Consider the following 18,609-nt stretch of genomic DNA (forward strand, 5'->3'; position numbering starts at 1 on the left):
GGAGTGCTGACAAGCAGTACTATTATGAATTTTTCATATGTTGTTTTTTTAACATGTAGAGGAACTGGATGAAAACACAAAAAACCTCCCTAAGGAATGACTCATTCCTTAGGGAGGGTGCAATGGCCGTTATGCAGTTATTCTTCCGAATCTGCTTCTTCCGAGATCATGCCTGCGAACAGGGCATGCACGAACTGGTCGGAGTCGAACGGCTGAAGATCTTCCATTTTCTCGCCCAGACCGACCAGCTTCACCGGCAGGTTCATTTCCTGGCGGATCGCTACCACGATTCCGCCCTTCGCCGTTCCGTCGAGCTTCGTCAGTACCAGGCCGGTCACGCCGCTCTTCTCGCCGAACAGCTTGGCCTGGGTCAGCGCATTCTGCCCGGTGGTGGCATCCAGCACCATCAGCACCTCATGCGGGGCGCTTGGAATCTCGCGCTGAATGACACGGAAGATCTTGTTCAGCTCTTCCATCAGATTGCTCTTGTTCTGCAGCCGGCCTGCCGTATCGCAGATCAGCACATCCACACTGCGCTGCTTGGCAGCCTGAACCGCATCGAACATCACCGCTGCCGGGTCCGAGCCCGACTGCTGCTTAATCACATCCACTCCGGCACGCTTGCCCCACACCTCAAGCTGCTCAATGGCTCCGGCACGGAAGGTGTCGCCTGCCGCCAGCAGAACCTTCTTGCCTTCCTGCTTGTAGCGGTGCGCCAGCTTGCCGATGGTCGTCGTCTTCCCGACTCCGTTCACGCCGACGAACAGGATCACGGTAATGCCGTCCGGATTCTCGTTCAGACTGTTGTCATCATCTCCGCGCAGCAGCTCCATCAGCTTGCGGGAGAGAATCGGCTGAAGCTCTGCCGCGTCCTCGATCCGCTTCTGCTTCACTTCGGCGCGCAGCTCCTCCACCAGATTCATGACCGTATTCACGCCTACATCGGCGCCGATCAGAATCTCTTCCAGCTCCTCATAGAACTCTTCATCGATCTTTTTGCGGCGGATAATCAGATCCGAGACCTTCTCAACGAAGCCCTTGCGTGTTTTCTCCAGACCGTCGCGGAACTGTTTCGTTACGCTTTCCGTTTTACCGGAGATGCTGTCTTTCAGTTTTTTGAAAAAACTCATATGCTTATGCTTCCTCCTAAAGGTTTATAGGGATCACTTCATGAATCCTGCGTCTATATAGTTAAGCTATCTCAGCCTCTTCATCCTCCAGCCGCACGGATACGAGCTTAGATACGCCGCCTTCCTCCATCGTCACGCCATAGAGCACATCGGCTTCCTCCATCGTTCCCTTGCGGTGGGTCACTACGATGAACTGCGTCTGCTCCGAGAACTCGCGCAGGTACTGGGCGAAGCGCACCACATTGGCTTCATCCAGCGCCGCTTCCACTTCATCCAGGACGCAGAACGGCACCGGCTTGACCTGCAGAATGGCGAACAGCAGAGCCATCGCGGTTAAGGCGCGTTCTCCGCCGGAGAGAAGCTGGAGATTCTGCAGCTTCTTGCCCGGCGGCTGGGCAACGATATCAATCCCTGTATCGAGCATATGCTCAGGGTCGAGCAGCTGCAGATCTGCCCGGCCGCCGCCGAACAGCTTCGTGAACACCGTGCCGAACTCGCGGCGGATGGCATCGAAGGTCTGCTTGAAGCGCTTCGACATCTCCTCTTCCATCTCACGGATCACATGATACAGCGTTGTTTTGGCTTCCACCAGATCATCCTTTTGCCCGCTGAGAAAAGTATACCGCTCATGCACCCGCTGATACTCTTCAATCGCGCCAAGGTTGACCTCGCCCAGACCGGAGATGCTGCGCTTCAGACGCTGCACCTCCAGCTGTGCCGCAGGCACATCCTCCGGCACCGGATAACGCTGCTTCGCCAGCTCATAGCTCAGCTCGTAGTCATCGCTCAGCTTGCGGAGAATATTGTCCAGCTCCACATCGAGCCGCCCGACGGCAACCTCCGTGGAACGGAGCTTGTCTTCGACCGCCCGGAGCGCCTGCCGCTGGTCTTTGGTCTCGCCTTCGGCCAGCTCCAGCTTGCGCGAGATCGCCGCGCGGTCGGCACGGGCCAGGTCAAGCCTCGCAGACGTATCTTCCTTGCTCAGCCTCAGACTGTTGACCTCTTCCTTCTGCTTTACGGTCTCCCGTGCATTCTCTTTCAGATCCTGCTCGATGGTCATCAGCAGGCTGCGGCTCTGGCGCAGCTCCTTCTCTTGGGAGCCGGCGTCCTGCCTCATCCGGCGCAGCTGCTCCTCCAGCGAGAAGATCTCCTGATCCAGCTTACCCTCCGTGACCTTCATCCCGGTCAGCTTGCCCTGCAGCTCTTCCTTGGCCGATTCATTCGCCTTGCGGTCCGACTCGGCACTGCGGATGGCTGCGTGCGCCTCCTGCTCTTCCTTCTCCAGCCGGGACAGCTCAGCTTCCGCCTGCTTGCGGGCCTCGTCCAGCCCGCGTACCTCCTGCTCGAAGCCGCTGCGCTCCGCGCCTGCGCCCTCGACCTGCTCCTGCACATGCCGCAGCTCCTGCTCCAGCTGCTTCAGATCGCCGGATACGCGCTGTTCCTCCAGCCGCTTCTCATCACCGTCATGCCGCAGCTGCTCCAGCTTCTGGGAGCCCTTGTCCTGTTCAGCGCGCAAGCGGCTAATCCCCTGCTTCAGCTTGGCAATCTGCTGCTCGCTCTCTTCAATCTCGCCGGAGAGCTGGTCAAGCTGACGCTTGCGGCTAAGCAGGCTGTTGTTCTTCTTATGCTGGCTGCCGCCCGTCATCGAACCGCCTGCATTCACCACATCGCCTTCCAGCGTAACCACTCTGTAGCGGTATTGGCATTTGGCCGCAATGCGGTTCGCCTGCTCCAGACTCTCAGCGATTACGACATTGCCGAGCAGGCTTCCGATAATGCTTCCATACTTGTCTTCATAGCCGACCAGCTCCGAGGCGATACCGACAAACCCTTCAGCACCTTGAACCATGCTGCGGTCACTGCCTGTAATCTGCCGGGGCCGGATAACATCCAGCGGGAGGAAGGTCGCCCGCCCGAGCTGACGCTGCTTCAGGAAAGCAATCGCCTGCCGGGACACCGCTTCATTCTCCATAACCACATGCTGCAAGGAAGCACCCATGGCGGTCTCAATTGCCATTTCGAGCTTCTCGGGAACGGAGATCAATTCGGCAACTGCCCCGTGTACACCATTTAGCTGACCTTTGCGAGCGCCCTTCAGCACCTCTTTGACCCCAAGCATGAAGCCGTCAAAATCATCCTGCATTTCCTTCATCGTCTCATGCCGGGACACCTGGGCTTCGCGCTTCTGCTCCCATTTGCGCAGGCCGCTCTGCGTCTCTTCAAGCAGCTTCTGCCGTTTGCCGGTCTGCTCGCTCTCCGTAATGTACGCACCGCGCAGCAGCCCGATTTCCTTGCCTAGCGCGGCAATCTTATCCTTCAGCCCGCTCTGTGCAGAGACCAGCTCCTCCAGCCGCGCTGTCCACTTGCCGCTCTCCTCCTGGCTGCGGCTCATCCGCCGCTCCAGGCTCTCCTTCTGCTGATCCGCATAGCGGATCTCGTTGCGCGCCTGAGCCATCAGGTTCATCAGCTCAAGCAGAGCGCTCTTCAGCTTCTCTTCCTTGCTCTGGCTGATGCCTCCGGCCACACCCTGCAGCTTCGATTCCTCATCCGCCAGCTGTGCCCGCAGTTCCGCAAGCGTCTGCCGGGTCTGCTTCAGCTTATGCTCAAGCTCCGCCAGCTCACGCTGCCGCCCCTCAGAGCGTTCGCCTACAGAACCCAGAGTCTGCATGAGCTGTTCCCGGTTCTGCTCCAGATTCTTGCGGCGCTCCTTCAGCAGCTCTCCGTAGCCTTCGCTCTTCTCGTTGGCTTCGCTGCTGCGCAGCAGCTGTTCCTGCAGCTTCTCCACTTCCTGCTCCAGATTACGCAGCTCTGCCCGGCCGCTCTCCAGCTTGGCATCATGGGCAGAGACTACAGTGGACAGCTCCAGCTGCTCCGTCTTAAGCACCTCCAGGCGGGCGTTACCCTCCTGCCAGGATGTATGTATGCCTTCGATCTGATGCACATATACCGAAATCTCCAGATGCTTTAGCTGCTCCCGCAGCTCCTTGTATCTTATCGCCTTCTCGGACTGGTCCTTCAGCGGTCCCACCTGATCCTCCAGCTCGCTGATCAGGTCATGAATCCGCAGCAAATTCTGCTCGGTCTCATCGAGCTTGCGGCCGGCATCCTTTTTGCGTGATTTATATTTAACAATACCTGAAGCCTCTTCAAAGATACCCCTCCGGTCTTCCGAACGGGTACTGAGAATCTCTTCTATCCGGCCTTGTCCGATAATTGAATAAGCTTCACGGCCGATACCGGTATCCATGAACAGCTCTGTAATATCCTTCAGCCTGCAGGCCTGTTTATTGATCAGGTATTCACTGTCTCCGCTGCGGTGGACACGCCGGGTCACGGTCACCTCGCTGAAATCCAGCGGCAGCACATGATCCTCATTATCCAGCGTCAGCGAGACCTCACCGTAGTTGACCGCCTTGCGGGCATCACTTCCGGCAAATATAATATCCTCCATCTTGCCGCCGCGCAGGGATTTGGCACTCTGCTCCCCAAGCACCCAGCGGATGCCGTCGGATATGTTACTTTTGCCGCTGCCGTTCGGACCGACTACAGCCGTAATTCCGCGTACAAATTCCATCTCCGTTTTGTCGGCAAATGATTTGAAGCCCGCTAATTCAATCCGTTTCAGAAACATAACTCGCCAATCACCTCTGACCCATTATAACATAGTGTTTCGTTGCCAAAACAACCCCACAAAGCGGTGCACCTGCTTCGATGTTTACCCCAAAACATATCATTTCTGATCTTTCGAAAAAGAGCAGCAAAAGTCTGACTTCCGCCGAACCGCCGGCATTCAGACCATTGCTGCTCTACTCCGCATTTCAGATGTTCAAATGTGCCTTCAGGCACCATCTTCCTTCAGAAGCAATAACGCCGCTGCCGCTGCCTGCTGCTCCGCTTCCTTCTTGGAGCGGCCGCTGCCGCTGCCGAGTGAACGGCTGGCCATATATACTTCTGAGACGAACTCACGCTCATGCGCCGGTCCGCGTTCTTCAATAATCCGATATTCCAGCGTACCCATCCCATGATGCTGTATCAGTTCCTGAAGCTCTGTCTTGAAGTCGCTCATCTGCATTTGCAGCTTACCGTCGGTTTCCACCAGCGGAAATACGTGATTATCCAGGAATCTCCGGGCTGTCTCCAGTCCCTGATCGAGATAGAGCGCTCCCACGAAGGCTTCGAACACATCAGCCAGCAGAGCCGGGCGGGTACGCCCGCCCGTAAGCTCTTCCCCTTTTCCCAGCAGTACATACCGCCCGAAGCCCAAGGTCTCGGCGAACCGGACCAGCGACGGCTCACAGACAATCGCAGCACGCAGCTTGGTCAATTCTCCTTCGGGTCTGTCCGGGAGCAGATTATACAGATATTCGGACACCGTCAGCTCAAGCACCGCATCACCCAGGAACTCCAGGCGCTCGTTGTCCTGATGCTGATTGAACCGGTGTTCGTTCACATAAGATGCATGGGTGAAAGCCTGCTTCAGAAGTACAGGATCGTGAAATTGGATTTGAAGTTGGCTTTGTAACTGCTTCAGGTCTCCTTTCACTGCACTGTCTCCCCTTACTTATTATATTTTTTGAGAATAACGGTCGCGTTATGTCCCCCGAATCCGAAGGAATTCGACATCGCGATATTCAGCTCCGCCTGACGTGGCACATTCGGAACATAGTCCAAATCGCAATCCGGGTCAGGGTTGTCCAAATTGATGGTAGGGGCAATCATCCCCTTCTGCAGGGACAGCCCGCAGATAATCGCTTCCACCCCGCCGGCAGCGCCAAGCAAGTGGCCTGTCATCGATTTGGTTGAGCTGATCGCAACCTTGTACGCATGCTCTCCGAGCGCCTTCTTCACAGCGGCTGTCTCGGATTTATCGCCTACCGGTGTAGATGTACCATGCGCATTGATGTAGTCGATATCCTCAGGATTAATACCGGCATCACGGATCGCCATCTTCATGCAGCGCGCTGCACCGTCAGGATCAGGCTCCGTCATGTGGTGGGCATCGGCGCTGAGACCGTATCCGATGACTTCGGCATAGATCTTGGCTCCGCGCTTCTCGGCGTGTTCCAGGGATTCGAGAATCAGGATTCCCGCACCCTCGCCCATGACAAAGCCGTCACGGTCCACATCAAACGGGCGGCTGGCCTTCTCCGGCTCGTCATTGCGGGTAGACATGGCTCTCATTGCACAAAAGCCTGCCATTCCTGTAGGACGAATGGTGGCTTCCGCACCGCCGCAGATCATCGCATCCGCATCACCGCGCTGGATCAGACGGAAGGATTCCCCGATGGAGTGGCTGCCTGTTGCACAAGCGGTCACTGTCGTTGTATTCGGTCCCTTGGCCCCGAGATTGATCGACAGCTGGCCGGAGCCCATGTTGGCAATCATCATTGGAATGAAGAACGGGCTGACCCGCTTCGGGCCTTTTTCGAGCAGCAGGTTGTGGTTATCTTCCCATGTGCCGAGGCCGCCGATTCCAGAGCCGACAGATACCCCGATCCGCTCTGCATCGATATCTTCACCGATCGTAAGTCCGCTGTCCTTCAGCGCATCTTCACCGGCAGCAACCGCGAATTGTACGAACCGGTCCATCTTGCGGGCTTCCTTGCGGCCGAAGCGTGCTTCCGCATCGAAATCCTTGACCGAGGAAGCGATTCTTGTTGGATATTCACTGACATCAAAAGCTTCAACCAGGGATACTCCGGACTTGCCGCTCATGAGGCTATCCCAGAACGTCTCAAGATCCTTACCCAGCGAAGTCATTACACCCATACCAGTTACAACTACTCTATGATTCAAACATAATCACCCCGTCTATAGGCTGTGTACCTCTACAATGTGTAAACGCAAACATACCAGATGTCTATATAAACTGCAGTCGCCGCAGGATTAATTAATCTGCGGTTCTGTATTATCTTCATAAAGATGCTCATGCGTCTCTTCGCGGAAGCTTAACTGAAAGAACTGTAAAATGAGGAGAAGTCCCGCCCTGGCAGGAACGGGACCCTCAATCATATGACTCTAGGTATGAGATTGTATGTACTTCACAACTTCACCCACGGTCGTAATTCTCTCTGCATCTTCATCAGAGATTTCCATGTCGAATTCATCTTCCAATTCCATTACCAATTCTACAACATCAAGAGAATCAGCACCTAAATCATCTTTGAAAGACGCTTCTAATGTTACCTCTGCTTCATCGGCACCTAAGCGGTCGATGACAATGCGTGTTACACGCTCCAATACATCGGACATCCGGTTCACCTCCTCTTTTGGTATTATACGAGATATGAAGTCAAAATACCATAGAGCATAAAAAACGCTGCCCTGGCCACCTCTGTCCATCTTCCCCCGTAATGAGCTGACGCCTGCGAAGCCTTACATGTACATTCCGCCATCCACATGAAGCGTCTGGCCTGTCATGTAAGCTGCCCCTTCCGAAGCCAGGAATACCGCCGCATTCGCAATGTCCTCCGCCCGCCCAAGCTCTCCCAAGGGAATCCCCTTGATCAGCTCGCTGCGAACCTCATCGGACAACTCGCGGGTCATGTCGGTATCAATGAAGCCTGGCGCGATGCAGTTCACGGTGATTCCACGTGAAGACAGCTCGCGGGCCGCAGACTTCGTCATGCCGATTACCCCTGCCTTGGCAGCGGTATAGTTCACCTGTCCGGGATTCCCCGTCACGCCCACAACCGAAGAAATATTGATGATCCGGCCATAACGCTGCTTCATCATCGGGCGGGTTACTGCCTTCAGGCAGTTGAAGACGCCCTTCAGATTCGTCTCGATGACCTGATCGAATTCTTCCTCTTTCATACGCATGATCAGATTGTCCCGGGTAATGCCCGCATTGTTCACCAGGATATCAATTTTCCCCCAGGTCTGGATAACCTCTTTGACCAGGTTCTCGGCGTCACTGCTGCGGCCGACATTCCCCTGCAGAGCGATTCCTTCCGAGCCCAGCTCGTGAATCCGGGCTACGGTCTCTTCAGCCGCCTGAAGGCTGCCGGAATAGTTCACCGCGACCTTCACGCCATGAGCAGCGAGTGCCAAGGCAATGCTGCGGCCGATCCCCCGGGACCCTCCGGTTACAAGGGCGGTCTGACCTTTTAGTGCTGCAAACATGCTATGTTGTCCCCCTTCGATAATCATGCGCTGCGGTTAGGCCAAGCGGCTTACCAGCCAGCCTGCACGCTCTCCAGACTGTTGATATTCACAACCTTGACCTTCCTGTCAATCTTGCGGATCAGGCCAGCCAGCACACTGCCGGAGCCAATCTCTACAAAAGTATCTACACCTGCGCCAATGAGCCATTCCACGCTATCCTGCCAGAGTACCGGAGAATACACCTGTTCTACCAGCAGCTTGCGGATTTCTTCGGGGTCTGTCACCGGAGCAGCAGTCACATTGGCCACTACCGGCATAGCAGGAGCATTGAAGGTTACCTTCTGGAGTTCGGCAGCCAGCCGCTCAGCCGCACCCTTCATTAATGAGGAGTGGAACGGCCCGCTAACCTCCAGCGGAATTGCCCGTTTACCGCCGGCTTCCTTCACACGCCGGACCACCTCATCTACACCGGCTACGGAACCGGAGACCACAATCTGTCCCGGACAATTGACATTCGCCAGTTCAACGGGAGTGCCCGCCGCTGTAATACTGCTGCATAATTCTGTAAGCGCCTCACGGTCTGCTCCAAGCACCGCTGCCATAGCCCCCTGTCCTCCGGGAACTGCTTCTTCCATGAATTGTCCGCGCAGGCGGACCAGCCTTACAGCATCTTCATAGGACAGCACGCCGGCTGCCACAAGAGCGCTATATTCGCCAAGACTGTGGCCTGCCACATAATCCGGCGTAACCTGAAGGCCGCTTAGCGCTTTCAGATAAGCCACACTGGCTGTAACCAGTGCCGGCTGAGTGTTCACCGTCTGCTTAAGCTCGCTGTCCGGCCCTTCAAATACAAGCCCGCTCAGCGGAAACCCAAGCACCTCGTCACCCTTTTCAAAGACTGCACGGCTCTGAGGCAATGCTTCATATACATCCTTACCCATACCGATTGCCTGTGCACCCTGACCGGGAAAGACAAATGCGATTTTGCTCATGAGGTATATAGCTCCTTCCCTTTAACTGCAGCGAGCCCGGATATTCCCCGGATTGAGCTGCTGCGTCACTATTATTAATGCCCCGATTCTTACCAGATCAGCACAGAAGCTCCCCAGGTAAGTCCGCCGCCGAAGCCGACCATAAGCACAGCGTCGCCTGCTTTCATCCGGCCTTCCTCGGCTGCTTCTACAAGAGCCAGCGGAATAGAGGCTGCGGAGGTATTCGCGTATTTATCAACGTTGACTACAACCTTCTCCGGCGGCAGATCCAGACGCTGCATTGCGGATTGAATAATCCGGATGTTGGCCTGATGCGGCACGAACAAGTCGATATTCTCCTTAGTCAATCCCGCCTTGGTAAGCACACGCTCCGTGGCCGATCCCATGACGCGTACTGCGAACTTGAAGACCTCGCGGCCATTCATATAGATGAAGTGCTTCTTGTCTTCTACGGTCTGCTGGGAAGCTGGCAGACGCGAGCCGCCCGCTTCAAGATTAAGCAGGCTGCCGCCAGAGCCTTCCGCCCCAAGATCGAAGGACTGGAAGCCGCGTCCTTCCGGAACCTCGCCGACGATTACCGCACCGGCACCGTCACCGAACAGCACGCAGGTATTGCGGTCTGTATAATCTGTAATGCGCGACAGCGTATCTGCACCGATTACCAGCGCATTGTTATACATTCCATTCTGGATAAAGCCGGTTGCCGTAGCCAGACTGTAGACGAACCCGGAGCAGGCTGCCGACAGATCGAAAGCGGCCGCGTTCTTGGCTCCCAGCTTGTCCTGCAGAATGCAGGCTGTGGACGGGAAAGCACTATCAGGTGTTACTGTAGCGACAATGATCAGATCCAGCTCCTCAGCCTTCATGCCTGCGGATTCCAGTGCCTTCAGGGCCGCTTCATAGGCCAGATCAGAGGTAGCCTGCTCCGGGGCTGCAATATGCCGTTCCCGGATTCCCGTGCGGCTGACAATCCATTCATCATTCGTTTCGACGATCTTCTCCAGATCGCTGTTGGTTAATATTCTCTCAGGCACATATTTGCCAGTCCCAATAATTCCTACCGGACGTAATTGTCTCATGTCTTCACTCACTTCCCGCTAATTTCCTTCGATATACTAGGCACCAGATCCGCCTTCAGCGCAATCCGTGCCTGTCTTACCGCATTCTTCACCGCATTGCCGTCGGACGAACCATGCCCCTTCACTACCAGGCCGCTAAGACCGAGCAGCGGCGCTCCGCCGTGTTCCTTATAATCCATCTTCCCCTTCAGGCTTCTAAGCTCCGGCATCAGGATCGCCGCACCCAGCTTCGTCTTCAGCGATTTGCTGAACTGCTCCTTCAGCAGGGAGAACATCGCGCCGGCCGTTCCTTCCAGCGTCTTCAGAAGTATATTACCGGCGAAGCCGTCACAGACCAGCACATCGCAGCTTCCGGTGAGCACATCCCGCGCTTCCACATTGCCGACAAAATGAATGCCCTGCAGCGCCTCCAGGAGCGGATAGGCTTCCTTGGTCAATTCATTCCCCTTGCCCGGCTCCGTCCCTACGTTCAGCAGGCCTACCCGGGGTTTCGCAATGCCGTGCACTTTGTTACGGTAGATGCTGCCGATCAGGGCATACTGTGCCAGATGCTGCGGCTTGGCATCCATATTGGCTCCAAGATCCAGGGCCAGCACACCGACATCATCCAGCGTCGGAATCATCGGGGCCAGCGCCGGCCGCTCGATCCCTTCCATTCTTCCGACTACCAGAAGTCCTGTAGTCATCAATGCTCCGGTATTCCCAGAGGAGATCATGGCATCGGCCTCACCCTCGCGGACCATCCGTCCGGCTACGACCATGGATGAGTCCTTTTTGCGGCGGACCGCCTTCACCGGTTCTTCATCCGAACCGATCACATCCCCCGCATGACGTACGGTAACGTTGGAAGGCTTAGTCTTCAGCAGCGGCTCAAGCCGCGCTTCATCACCGACCAGTACGATCTCTATGTCATTCCACTCCGCAGCCGCTGCCAGCGCGCCTTCCACATTACATTCAGGAGCATTATCCCCGCCCATGGCATCAATGGCGATCCGCACTCCGGTTTCCCCCTTCGTTGTACTCTTCAGTTGCTGAACGATACACTATAAAATGGCCTTGAAATACCAGCTCTTCTCCGACATATGTAAATACATCCACTTCAGCCTTGCCGTTCCGGCCCGCAAGTGAGCGCACCTGCGCCTTGGCAATGCATTTCTCTCCGAGCCGGACCATGCGCACAAACCGGATGTCGGCCGAAGCCGTTAAGGCAATCTCATCATTAATTATGGCTACTGCCAGCGAATTCGCCTGGCCGAAGACGTAGTGGCCACGGGCAATCCCGTTGCGGGAGAACACATGCTCATCGCGGATCTCGAAGATCGAAATCCCGCTCTTATCCAGCTGCAGATCCACAATATCACCAACCACTTCATCAACTGGCAGGGAACGCACCTGATCATAGGAATGCTCCGCCATCTGCTTCATCCGCTCACGCAGCTCGGGAATCCCCAGCTCCAGCCGGTCCAGCCGGATTGTCTGGATACTTACCTTCAGCTGGCGGGTCAATTCCCGGTCAGTTACAAACGGGTTCCCTTCAATTATAGCCAGCAGCTGCTGCTGACGTTCCTTCTTGGACATCCGCTCGATAGCGGCTCACCTCCCGGCACAGGCCTGATGTGCAGCTTTCCGGCCCGTAAGAGTGGCCGCTGTAGTTAGGTTTCTCTGTTATTCCTTATCATTTAGAACCAGGTACTAATATGTAGTATAAAGCATGCCGGCGCAAAAATAAAGCTTTGGCTTGAAAAGCGCCTGGAAACCCGCGCAGTGCAAGGCATGTAAGCTTCATTCCCTGCTTTATTTCCATAAAAATAGCACTTCACCGGCAGATGAAGTGCTACTCTTAAATGCAAACTATTGTTTGATGATTTCTCTTGCTTTGTATGTTCCGCAAACTTTACATACGTGGTGAGCAAGCTTCAGCTCTCCGCATTGTTCGCATTTCACCATACCTGGAACAACCAGTTTAAAGTGAGTACGACGCTTGTCACGGCGAGTCTTGGACGTTCTGCGTTGTGGTACTGCCATTGTTAGACACCTCCTGATTTTGTTGTAACCCGATTCCTCGGGATTTGTTCTTAGTCATCTTGCTTGGTAAAGAATCCTTTCAACGCAGCGAGTCTTGGATCGATCACTGTGTTGTCGCAACTGCAGGTGCCTTCGTTCAAGTTCTGTCCGCATTTCTGACAAAGACCAAGACAGTCTGCCTTGCACAATACCGAATCCGGTAAGTGCAGTACGAAATTTTCTTCCACATACGGGATAAGATCCACAATCTCATCTTTGATGTAAATGAGTTCCTCATCTTCATCTTCCGGAAGAATTGGCTGCTTAAGCCACTTGAAGGTCTCAGCGAAAGGAATGTTCAGCTTGCTCTTGACCTCACATAGACAACGTGAACATAACATGTCCACTTCTCCGTTCAGTGTTCCCACCACGTTCACACTATCGGTTCCCGCGGGCAGCGCTTTAAGGTCTACTGAGAGTGGTGCAACAGCAAGTATATCCTTGCGCCCTGTGACAATCCGGCTGACATCCACAACTTCGTGGAGGACCAGTGGCTCGTCGGCATTCGCTAATTTGCGAAAGTGAATGTTCATTACTATCACTCCAAACAAACAAAATTTATTATACCTATTATTCCCTGACTTTGTCAACCACTTTCCCTTTATATTGTTTCAGGGAGCGTGACAATTTATGATATACATTATAAATACCAGAATGGGGCGTGAAGCAACTGTGGCAACTGTAGGTATTATAGCCGAATATAACCCTTTACATAACGGGCATGTCCATCATTTCACCGAGGCCAAAAGAATATCGGGAGCGGACCGCTCCGTTGTCATTATGAGCGGACCGTTCACCCAGCGCGGCGAGCCGGCGGCGGTTAGCAAGCGCGCCCGCACCGAGATGGCGCTGCATATGGGCGCCGATCTGGTCATTGAGCTGCCGGTGGCGTACGCCGTCCAGCCGGCGGAATGGTTCGCCTTCGGAGCGGTGTTCCTGCTGGAGGCGACCGGCGTCGTCGACAGCCTGTGCTTCGGCTCCGAAGCGGGCACTTTGGGCGTGCTGCTGCCTCTGGCCGGCTACCTGGCCGAAGAGAGCAGCGCGCTTAAGGAGGAGATCCGCGCGCGCCTCTCTGAGGGCGCGGGATTCCCCGCCGCCTACAGCGCAGCGGCGGCGGCGGCCTGGAGGGCCTCTTTCATGGGAGAGGAGACACCGGAAGATGCCGAAGATATATTACGGCAGCCCAACAACAGCCTAGGCCTGCACTACCTGATCGCGCTAAGGCGGCTGGGCAGCGCGATCGAGCCCTTGACCGTGCCGCGGACCGGCGCGGGCTTCCACGACCCGCTGGAGGGCGGGTCGGCCATTGCCAGTGCAACAGCCATCCGCAGGCTGCTGCAGGAGGGCGGATCACCGGCGGCTTATATGCCGGAGTATGCCCTGTCCATCCTGGAGCGGGAGCGTGACGCAGGCCGGGGCCCGGTACTGCTAGAAGACTTCGCCGGGCCGCTGCGCCATGTGCTCTATACGCACTCCGCTGCGGAGCTGCACACAGTGCAGGATATGAACGAGGGCTTGGAGAACCGGCTGCTCCGAAGCATGCGCCAGCTGGATAAGTTCACAATCGGCGGTCTGCTGCAGGAGCTTAAGAGCAGACGTTATACCCTTACCAGGCTCCAGCGTCTGCTGCTCCACACCCTGCTGAACCACAGCAAAGCAGAGCTGTCCCCCTCCGTTCTCTCCCGGGGACCGGGCTACATAAGGGTCCTTGGCTTCCGTGAGAGCGGCCGGGAGCTGCTGAAGCAGATGAAGCAGACAGCAGTTCTTCCGGTGATTACAAGCCCTGCCCGCTGTACCCATCCCATGCTGGAGCGCGACCTCCAGGCGGCCGCTGTGTTCGCCGGGGCTTATGCCGACCCGCTGCGCAGCGATCTGTACAGTGATTATCTTAAGCCGCCGGTCAGGATTTGATGACCGGCAGCTCCTCCATGTATTTCAGGGCATCGGGCAGGGTCGAGACAGGAACCAGCTTCATATTCGTGCCGATTTGATCGGCTTTTGCCTTGGCCTCGTCGTAGTTCTTAACCGGAACGAAGAAGATCTCCGCCCCCTTGCGGTCGGCCGCTACAATCTTATGCTTCACACCGCCGATCGGCCCCACGTTCCCCTCCGCATCTATCGTACCCGTGCCTGCTACCTTCCGGCCCTTGGTGAGATCCCCCGGCGTAAGCCGGTTGTAGATTTCCATGGTGAACATCAGCCCGGCAGAGGGTCCGCCCACGTTAGTATCCACGAAACTGACAGCCTTCCCTTCCTCTTTAGGCTCCACCTTTTGAACCGCACCAATCACAACGCCGAAGCCCGGCCGGGCAGCCGAAGCGTCTTTATCCTTGACCCCCACCAGCTTGACCTGTTCCTTGATCTCTTTGCCGTCACGCTGGAGCGATACCTCCACGGTATCCCCGATTTGATGAACCGACAGCAGTTTGGACAGCGCGGCCGGATCGGCTGCCTTTTGTCCGCCTACACTGATGATTTTGTCCCCCGGCTTGAACCGGTCCTGATTGGCAGCTTCAGGTACGGAGAACACATACAGATAATCCACGACATCCTCATAGGGTACACCTGCCGCATGATAAGCTGCCTGCACGGCATAGGACTGTGAACTATTCATATAGAACACCTGCTCCGCCGCATACTCCTGCTCCGTCTTATCCTGCAGACGGGTTTCTTTCAATACTACCTCGGCATTTGAGTTGAACACAGAGGCAATTAGAAGAGCCACATTCGCATAGCTTGCAGAGACCGTAGTCATCATGAAGGTTCCCTGCTCCTGCGGATCGGCATTCTCAACCTTGATCATCGGTGCCACCTCAGAGGCGCTTCCCGGCTGATATACAATGTAAGGCGTGTTCATAAAGACCACAACATAGAGAATGACCACGAATGAAAATAAATAGGCTGAAGCGCGGATGCCTACCCGGCGTTTGTACTGCCTCAAGTCTCTTCCCCTTCTTTCCTGCGGATGATACCCCGGCACTTAGAATGTGGTACCTTAGCCTGGAGCTTCACTCCGGCTATGGCATGATGGTTGTCTCCCCTGCATAAATTGATAACAAGATGTGCCCATGTCCTAAGCTATGAAGAGGGGATAACTCTAATGATAAACTTTAGATCCAGACGCTTCCTGTCGGGTTCAGCTCCATTTATACCCGGGGCTGCAGCCATTCTGCTAGCTATAGCAATAGTCATAGCACCTGAAGCCTCATTCAAGGCTTCACTTACGGGCCTTACGCTCTGGTGGACCCTGGTCTTTCCGGCGCTGCTGCCCTTCCTGATCCTCTCAGAGATGCTGAGCGCATCCGGCTTCGTGCATGGTATCGGCGTCCTGCTGGAGCCGCTGATGAAGCGGTGCTTCCGGCTTCCCGGGGCGGGCGGCTGGACGCTGGTGCTCGGCCTTACCGCCGGCTTCCCGGCAGGAGCCGGAGGAGTGCTGCAGCTGCACAAGCAGGGGGACATTACGGACAAGGAGGCCGGACGGCTGGCGGCTATCGTGCATTATGCCAGTCCGGTCACACTGCTTATTGTGGTCGGGACAGCCTTCCTGCACAGTCCAGCCGCCGGGTATGCCCTGCTGGCCATCCACTGGCTGTCAGGGGTAGCCGCAGGAATTCTATCCGCCTGCTTCAATGGCTCCCATAAGATAACCTCACCTATTCCGCAAGAAAGTGATCCCAGCCTTACCGGCGGACGCTCTCACGCCAAAAAACCATCCTTGCCCCGGCGTATCCATCAGGCAGCAGCAGAGGCCCGTTCAAGGGACGGACGGGGCTTCGGCAAGGTGCTCGGTGAATCCGTATCCTCCGCCGTACAGAGCCTGATGATTGTAGGCGGCTATATGATTATGTTCGCAGTTGTCGTAAGTATTGTTACCCGGCTGTTCCCTCAGCTGCCGGCTCTGGTTACAGCAAGCATGCTTGAGATTCATCTGGGAGCCCGGTCAATGACTTCGGCCGCAGCAGGACTCGAAGGCTTCCTCATAGGCGGTCTTCTTGGCCCGGCACTGCTGTCGGCCGGACTGGCCTGGAGCGGCATTTGCGCCCAGCTCCAGGCACTGACAGTGCTGAAGGCAGCGAATGTCCGCTTCCTCCCGTTCACCGCAGTCAGGCTGCTGCATGGACTATTGGCCTTTGCATTCACACTCCTGCTGTGGACACCACTGCTCCATATTCAGTCTGCGGCGCTGCCGGTTCTAGCCGGCTCTCCCCCGGCCGTACAGCCCCAAGACATAGGCACTTCGCTAAGAATATGGACCCTGGCCCCACAGATCCTGGGACTTCAGACCCTGCTTGTTATGCTGTTGCTGTTGCTCTCAGCTGCTGTGAAGCTGTTTACTTCGAGCCGCCGTCCATCCGGCTGAACTTCAGCTTCATGGCCTGCTCCACCTCAGGGGTTACAAAATCCGAGACCTTCCCGCCGAAGTGGGCAATCTCCTTCACCACACTGGAGCTAAGATAGGAGTATCTCGGATTGGTCATCATAAATATAGTTTCCGCTTCAGGGTCAAGGTTATGATTAATGGAAGCATTCTGCAGCTCGTATTCAAAATCCGTAACGGTCCGGATTCCCCGGACAATAACCTGCGCATCCTTTTGCCTCACATAGTTAACCAGGAGATCACGGAAGCTGTCCACCTCAACATTCGGTATATCCGCTGTCGCCTGGCGCAGAAGCTCTGTCCGTTCCTCGACAGAGAACAACGGATTCTTGCTCAGGTTGTTCAACACCGCCACAATCAGCCTGTCGAACTGCTTGGCGGCCCGGTGAATAATGTCCATATGCCCCAGCGTAACCGGATCGAAGGTTCCGGGATAGATGGCGACACGCTCTTTTCTAATTTGCAGACTCATCATTAACCTCCTTGCCGTTTGCGGCAGCTTCTGGAACAGCAGCTTCATACCGGTAGATAGAGATCGTAACCTCTCCATAGACGGATTGCTTCGTTCTCACGAACCCCGGTATATCCTTGGGATAGGTATACCCCGATTCATGCTCCAGCACGATCACTGCATCAGGGTTCAGCAGCAGCTTGTCCGCCAGCGTAACCATCAGCTCGTCTCCATGCTTCATACGGTAAGGCGGGTCCAGAAAAACAAGATCAAACGCTCTCCCCCGCTTCCCGAGTGCCCCAAGCGCTCTTCCAGCATCATTGCGGTAGACCTCAGCCTGCGCTTCCAGCCGGACCGCCTTCAGGTTTGCACGCACCGTGTCAATCGCCTTCTGCTCCATGTCCACAAACACCGCGGCTTCCATCCCTCTGCTTAGGGCTTCGATCCCCAGACCTCCGGTACCGGCATACAGATCAAGCACCGTACCTCCTTCAAAATAAGGCCCGATCATACTGAATAACGCTTCCTTTACTTTATCGGTAGTAGGCCGTGTGCCATTGCCTGGAACACTTTTAAGCGGCCTGCCTTTTGCACTTCCCGATATGACTCTCACCGATCATCCACCTGCTTTTTAGCTTTTATGTCTCTACATTACTATGCCGTTACAGGGCATAAGTCCAAGCCTATAGTACCACAATTATTCCATGAAATAAAAAGATTGTCCGACTTTGTCACAATGCGGAGCTGAAGAAATTTGGCAGGCAAATGTATAAAACTCCCGCTTCCGGGTCATCCTGTAACTATCGACATCACAAAATGTCGTAGACAACCGCGGAGCAGGCTTACGTTTCCCCATAAGCTCTTCGTCCGGTTTCTCCTCTCCCATGAAAGAGGCTCCCGAAAGGGAGCCTCGATTTTTGTTTCACGCAAAAAAGCCCCCGCCTTGAAATCAAGATGCGTGGGCTTGCTGAGTATATACTTCTTATATAATCCGCTTCAGCTTGGCTTCCTGCTCAATGGAGCGCGCTGAGAGCAGTTCGATAATTCTGTGCTGATTCTCCAATAAAGACTCGACGTTGATGAGCCGCTCGTTTGTTTCCAGCACAGCACGTTTAATCTGTTCCTGATCTTGCATCATTGTTTGCTGATCTTGTTTCATTGTTTGCAGATCTTGCTTCATTGTTTGCTGATCTTGCCTCATTGTTTGCTGATCTTGCTTCATTATTTGCAGATCTTGCTTCATTGTTTGCTGCTCTGTCTCTATTCGATCCAAACGCTCGTTGACGGTTCCTAATTCCGCCTTAACAGGCTCCAATTCTTCGCGAAAAACGGATCTTAATACCTGCACCAAATCATTATCCATGTGCTCCGCTCCTTCAAACTTAATATATAGATTGTAGCAGAATCA

Annotated in this window: 18 protein-coding genes; 2 read left to right on the forward strand and 16 right to left on the reverse strand. The window is 55.2% G+C overall.

Translation table 11 applies throughout. The features are described 5' to 3' along the window. Positions 1–137: 137 nt before the first annotated feature. The 12 genes from ftsY to NSS64_RS14025 all read right to left on the reverse strand — a co-directional run bounded on the left by ftsY (position 138) and on the right by NSS64_RS14025 (position 12,905). Positions 138–1,130, reverse strand: a complete 993-nt coding sequence (ftsY, locus tag NSS64_RS13970; protein WP_036728871.1) for a signal recognition particle-docking protein FtsY — start codon at positions 1,128–1,130, stop codon at positions 138–140. Between the two features lie 61 nt (positions 1,131–1,191). Continuing rightward, entirely contained in the window at positions 1,192–4,761 is a 3,570-nt protein-coding gene (smc, locus tag NSS64_RS13975; RefSeq protein ID WP_341140493.1) for a chromosome segregation protein SMC, read from the reverse strand. 207 nt (positions 4,762–4,968) lie between these two features. Continuing rightward, entirely contained in the window at positions 4,969–5,673 is a 705-nt protein-coding gene (gene rnc, locus NSS64_RS13980) for a ribonuclease III (protein ID WP_036728876.1), read from the reverse strand. Positions 5,674–5,687: 14 nt separating this feature from the next. After that, positions 5,688–6,926: a beta-ketoacyl-ACP synthase II gene (gene fabF, locus NSS64_RS13985; protein WP_081751295.1), complete on the reverse strand. Its 1,239-nt coding sequence runs from the start codon at positions 6,924–6,926 to the stop codon at positions 5,688–5,690. Positions 6,927–7,148: 222 nt separating this feature from the next. Next, positions 7,149–7,382: an acyl carrier protein gene (acpP, locus tag NSS64_RS13990; protein ID WP_036694165.1), complete on the reverse strand. Its 234-nt coding sequence runs from the start codon at positions 7,380–7,382 to the stop codon at positions 7,149–7,151. Between the two features lie 123 nt (positions 7,383–7,505). Continuing rightward, positions 7,506–8,255, reverse strand: a complete 750-nt coding sequence (gene fabG, locus NSS64_RS13995) for a 3-oxoacyl-[acyl-carrier-protein] reductase (protein WP_036728883.1) — start codon at positions 8,253–8,255, stop codon at positions 7,506–7,508. 50 nt (positions 8,256–8,305) lie between these two features. Further along, positions 8,306–9,229: an ACP S-malonyltransferase gene (fabD, locus tag NSS64_RS14000; protein WP_341140494.1), complete on the reverse strand. Its 924-nt coding sequence runs from the start codon at positions 9,227–9,229 to the stop codon at positions 8,306–8,308. 89 nt (positions 9,230–9,318) lie between these two features. Next, a complete protein-coding gene (locus tag NSS64_RS14005) occupies positions 9,319–10,308 on the reverse strand; it encodes a beta-ketoacyl-ACP synthase III (protein ID WP_340941080.1) in 990 nt (329 codons plus the stop codon). Positions 10,309–10,316: 8 nt separating this feature from the next. Then, the gene (plsX, locus tag NSS64_RS14010) at positions 10,317–11,306 is read right to left on the reverse strand and encodes a phosphate acyltransferase PlsX (protein ID WP_340941083.1); all 990 of its coding nucleotides are present in this window, start codon (positions 11,304–11,306) and stop codon (positions 10,317–10,319) included. After that, positions 11,290–11,886 carry a transcription factor FapR gene (gene fapR / locus NSS64_RS14015; RefSeq protein WP_341140495.1) on the reverse strand — a complete coding sequence of 199 codons (597 nt, stop codon included), beginning with the start codon at positions 11,884–11,886 and terminating at the stop codon, positions 11,290–11,292. The genes plsX and fapR overlap by 17 nt, the downstream gene beginning before the upstream one ends. 273 nt (positions 11,887–12,159) lie before the next feature. Continuing rightward, positions 12,160–12,333 (reverse strand): 50S ribosomal protein L32, encoded by a 174-nt coding sequence (rpmF, locus tag NSS64_RS14020; RefSeq protein WP_019911234.1) that lies wholly within the window; start codon positions 12,331–12,333, stop codon positions 12,160–12,162. 50 nt (positions 12,334–12,383) lie between these two features. After that, positions 12,384–12,905, reverse strand: a complete 522-nt coding sequence (locus NSS64_RS14025) for a YceD family protein (protein WP_341140496.1) — start codon at positions 12,903–12,905, stop codon at positions 12,384–12,386. A gap of 139 nt (positions 12,906–13,044) precedes the next feature. On the opposite strand from NSS64_RS14025, the gene NSS64_RS14030 reads away from it, so the two are divergent. After that, positions 13,045–14,283 carry a tRNA(Met) cytidine acetate ligase gene (locus tag NSS64_RS14030; protein WP_341142814.1) on the forward strand — a complete coding sequence of 413 codons (1,239 nt, stop codon included), beginning with the start codon at positions 13,045–13,047 and terminating at the stop codon, positions 14,281–14,283. On the opposite strand, the gene NSS64_RS14035 is transcribed toward NSS64_RS14030, so the two are convergent. Next, positions 14,273–15,313 (reverse strand): SepM family pheromone-processing serine protease, encoded by a 1,041-nt coding sequence (locus tag NSS64_RS14035; RefSeq protein WP_341140497.1) that lies wholly within the window; start codon positions 15,311–15,313, stop codon positions 14,273–14,275. The genes NSS64_RS14030 and NSS64_RS14035 overlap by 11 nt on opposite strands. 159 nt (positions 15,314–15,472) lie before the next feature. Here NSS64_RS14035 and NSS64_RS14040 point away from each other — a divergent pair, with 159 nt between their 5' ends. Then, on the forward strand, positions 15,473–16,732 hold the full coding sequence (locus tag NSS64_RS14040) for a nucleoside recognition domain-containing protein (RefSeq protein WP_341140498.1): 1,260 nt from the start codon (positions 15,473–15,475) through the stop codon (positions 16,730–16,732). On the opposite strand, the gene coaD is transcribed toward NSS64_RS14040, so the two are convergent. From coaD to NSS64_RS14055, 3 genes are all read right to left on the reverse strand, one after another. Continuing rightward, entirely contained in the window at positions 16,704–17,222 is a 519-nt protein-coding gene (gene coaD / locus NSS64_RS14045; RefSeq protein WP_339256363.1) for a pantetheine-phosphate adenylyltransferase, read from the reverse strand. The two genes, NSS64_RS14040 and coaD, sit on opposite strands and share 29 nt — an antisense overlap. Beyond that, positions 17,206–17,814, reverse strand: coding sequence for a 16S rRNA (guanine(966)-N(2))-methyltransferase RsmD (gene rsmD, locus NSS64_RS14050; protein WP_341140499.1), 609 nt, complete (start codon positions 17,812–17,814; stop codon positions 17,206–17,208). The genes coaD and rsmD overlap by 17 nt, the downstream gene beginning before the upstream one ends. Before the next feature lie 369 nt (positions 17,815–18,183). Further along, positions 18,184–18,564 carry a hypothetical protein gene (locus tag NSS64_RS14055; protein WP_341140500.1) on the reverse strand — a complete coding sequence of 127 codons (381 nt, stop codon included), beginning with the start codon at positions 18,562–18,564 and terminating at the stop codon, positions 18,184–18,186. Positions 18,565–18,609 lie beyond the last annotated feature (45 nt).

Source organism: Paenibacillus sp. FSL H8-0122, assembly GCF_038005345.1.
GTDB lineage: Bacteria > Bacillota > Bacilli > Paenibacillales > Paenibacillaceae > Paenibacillus_AQ.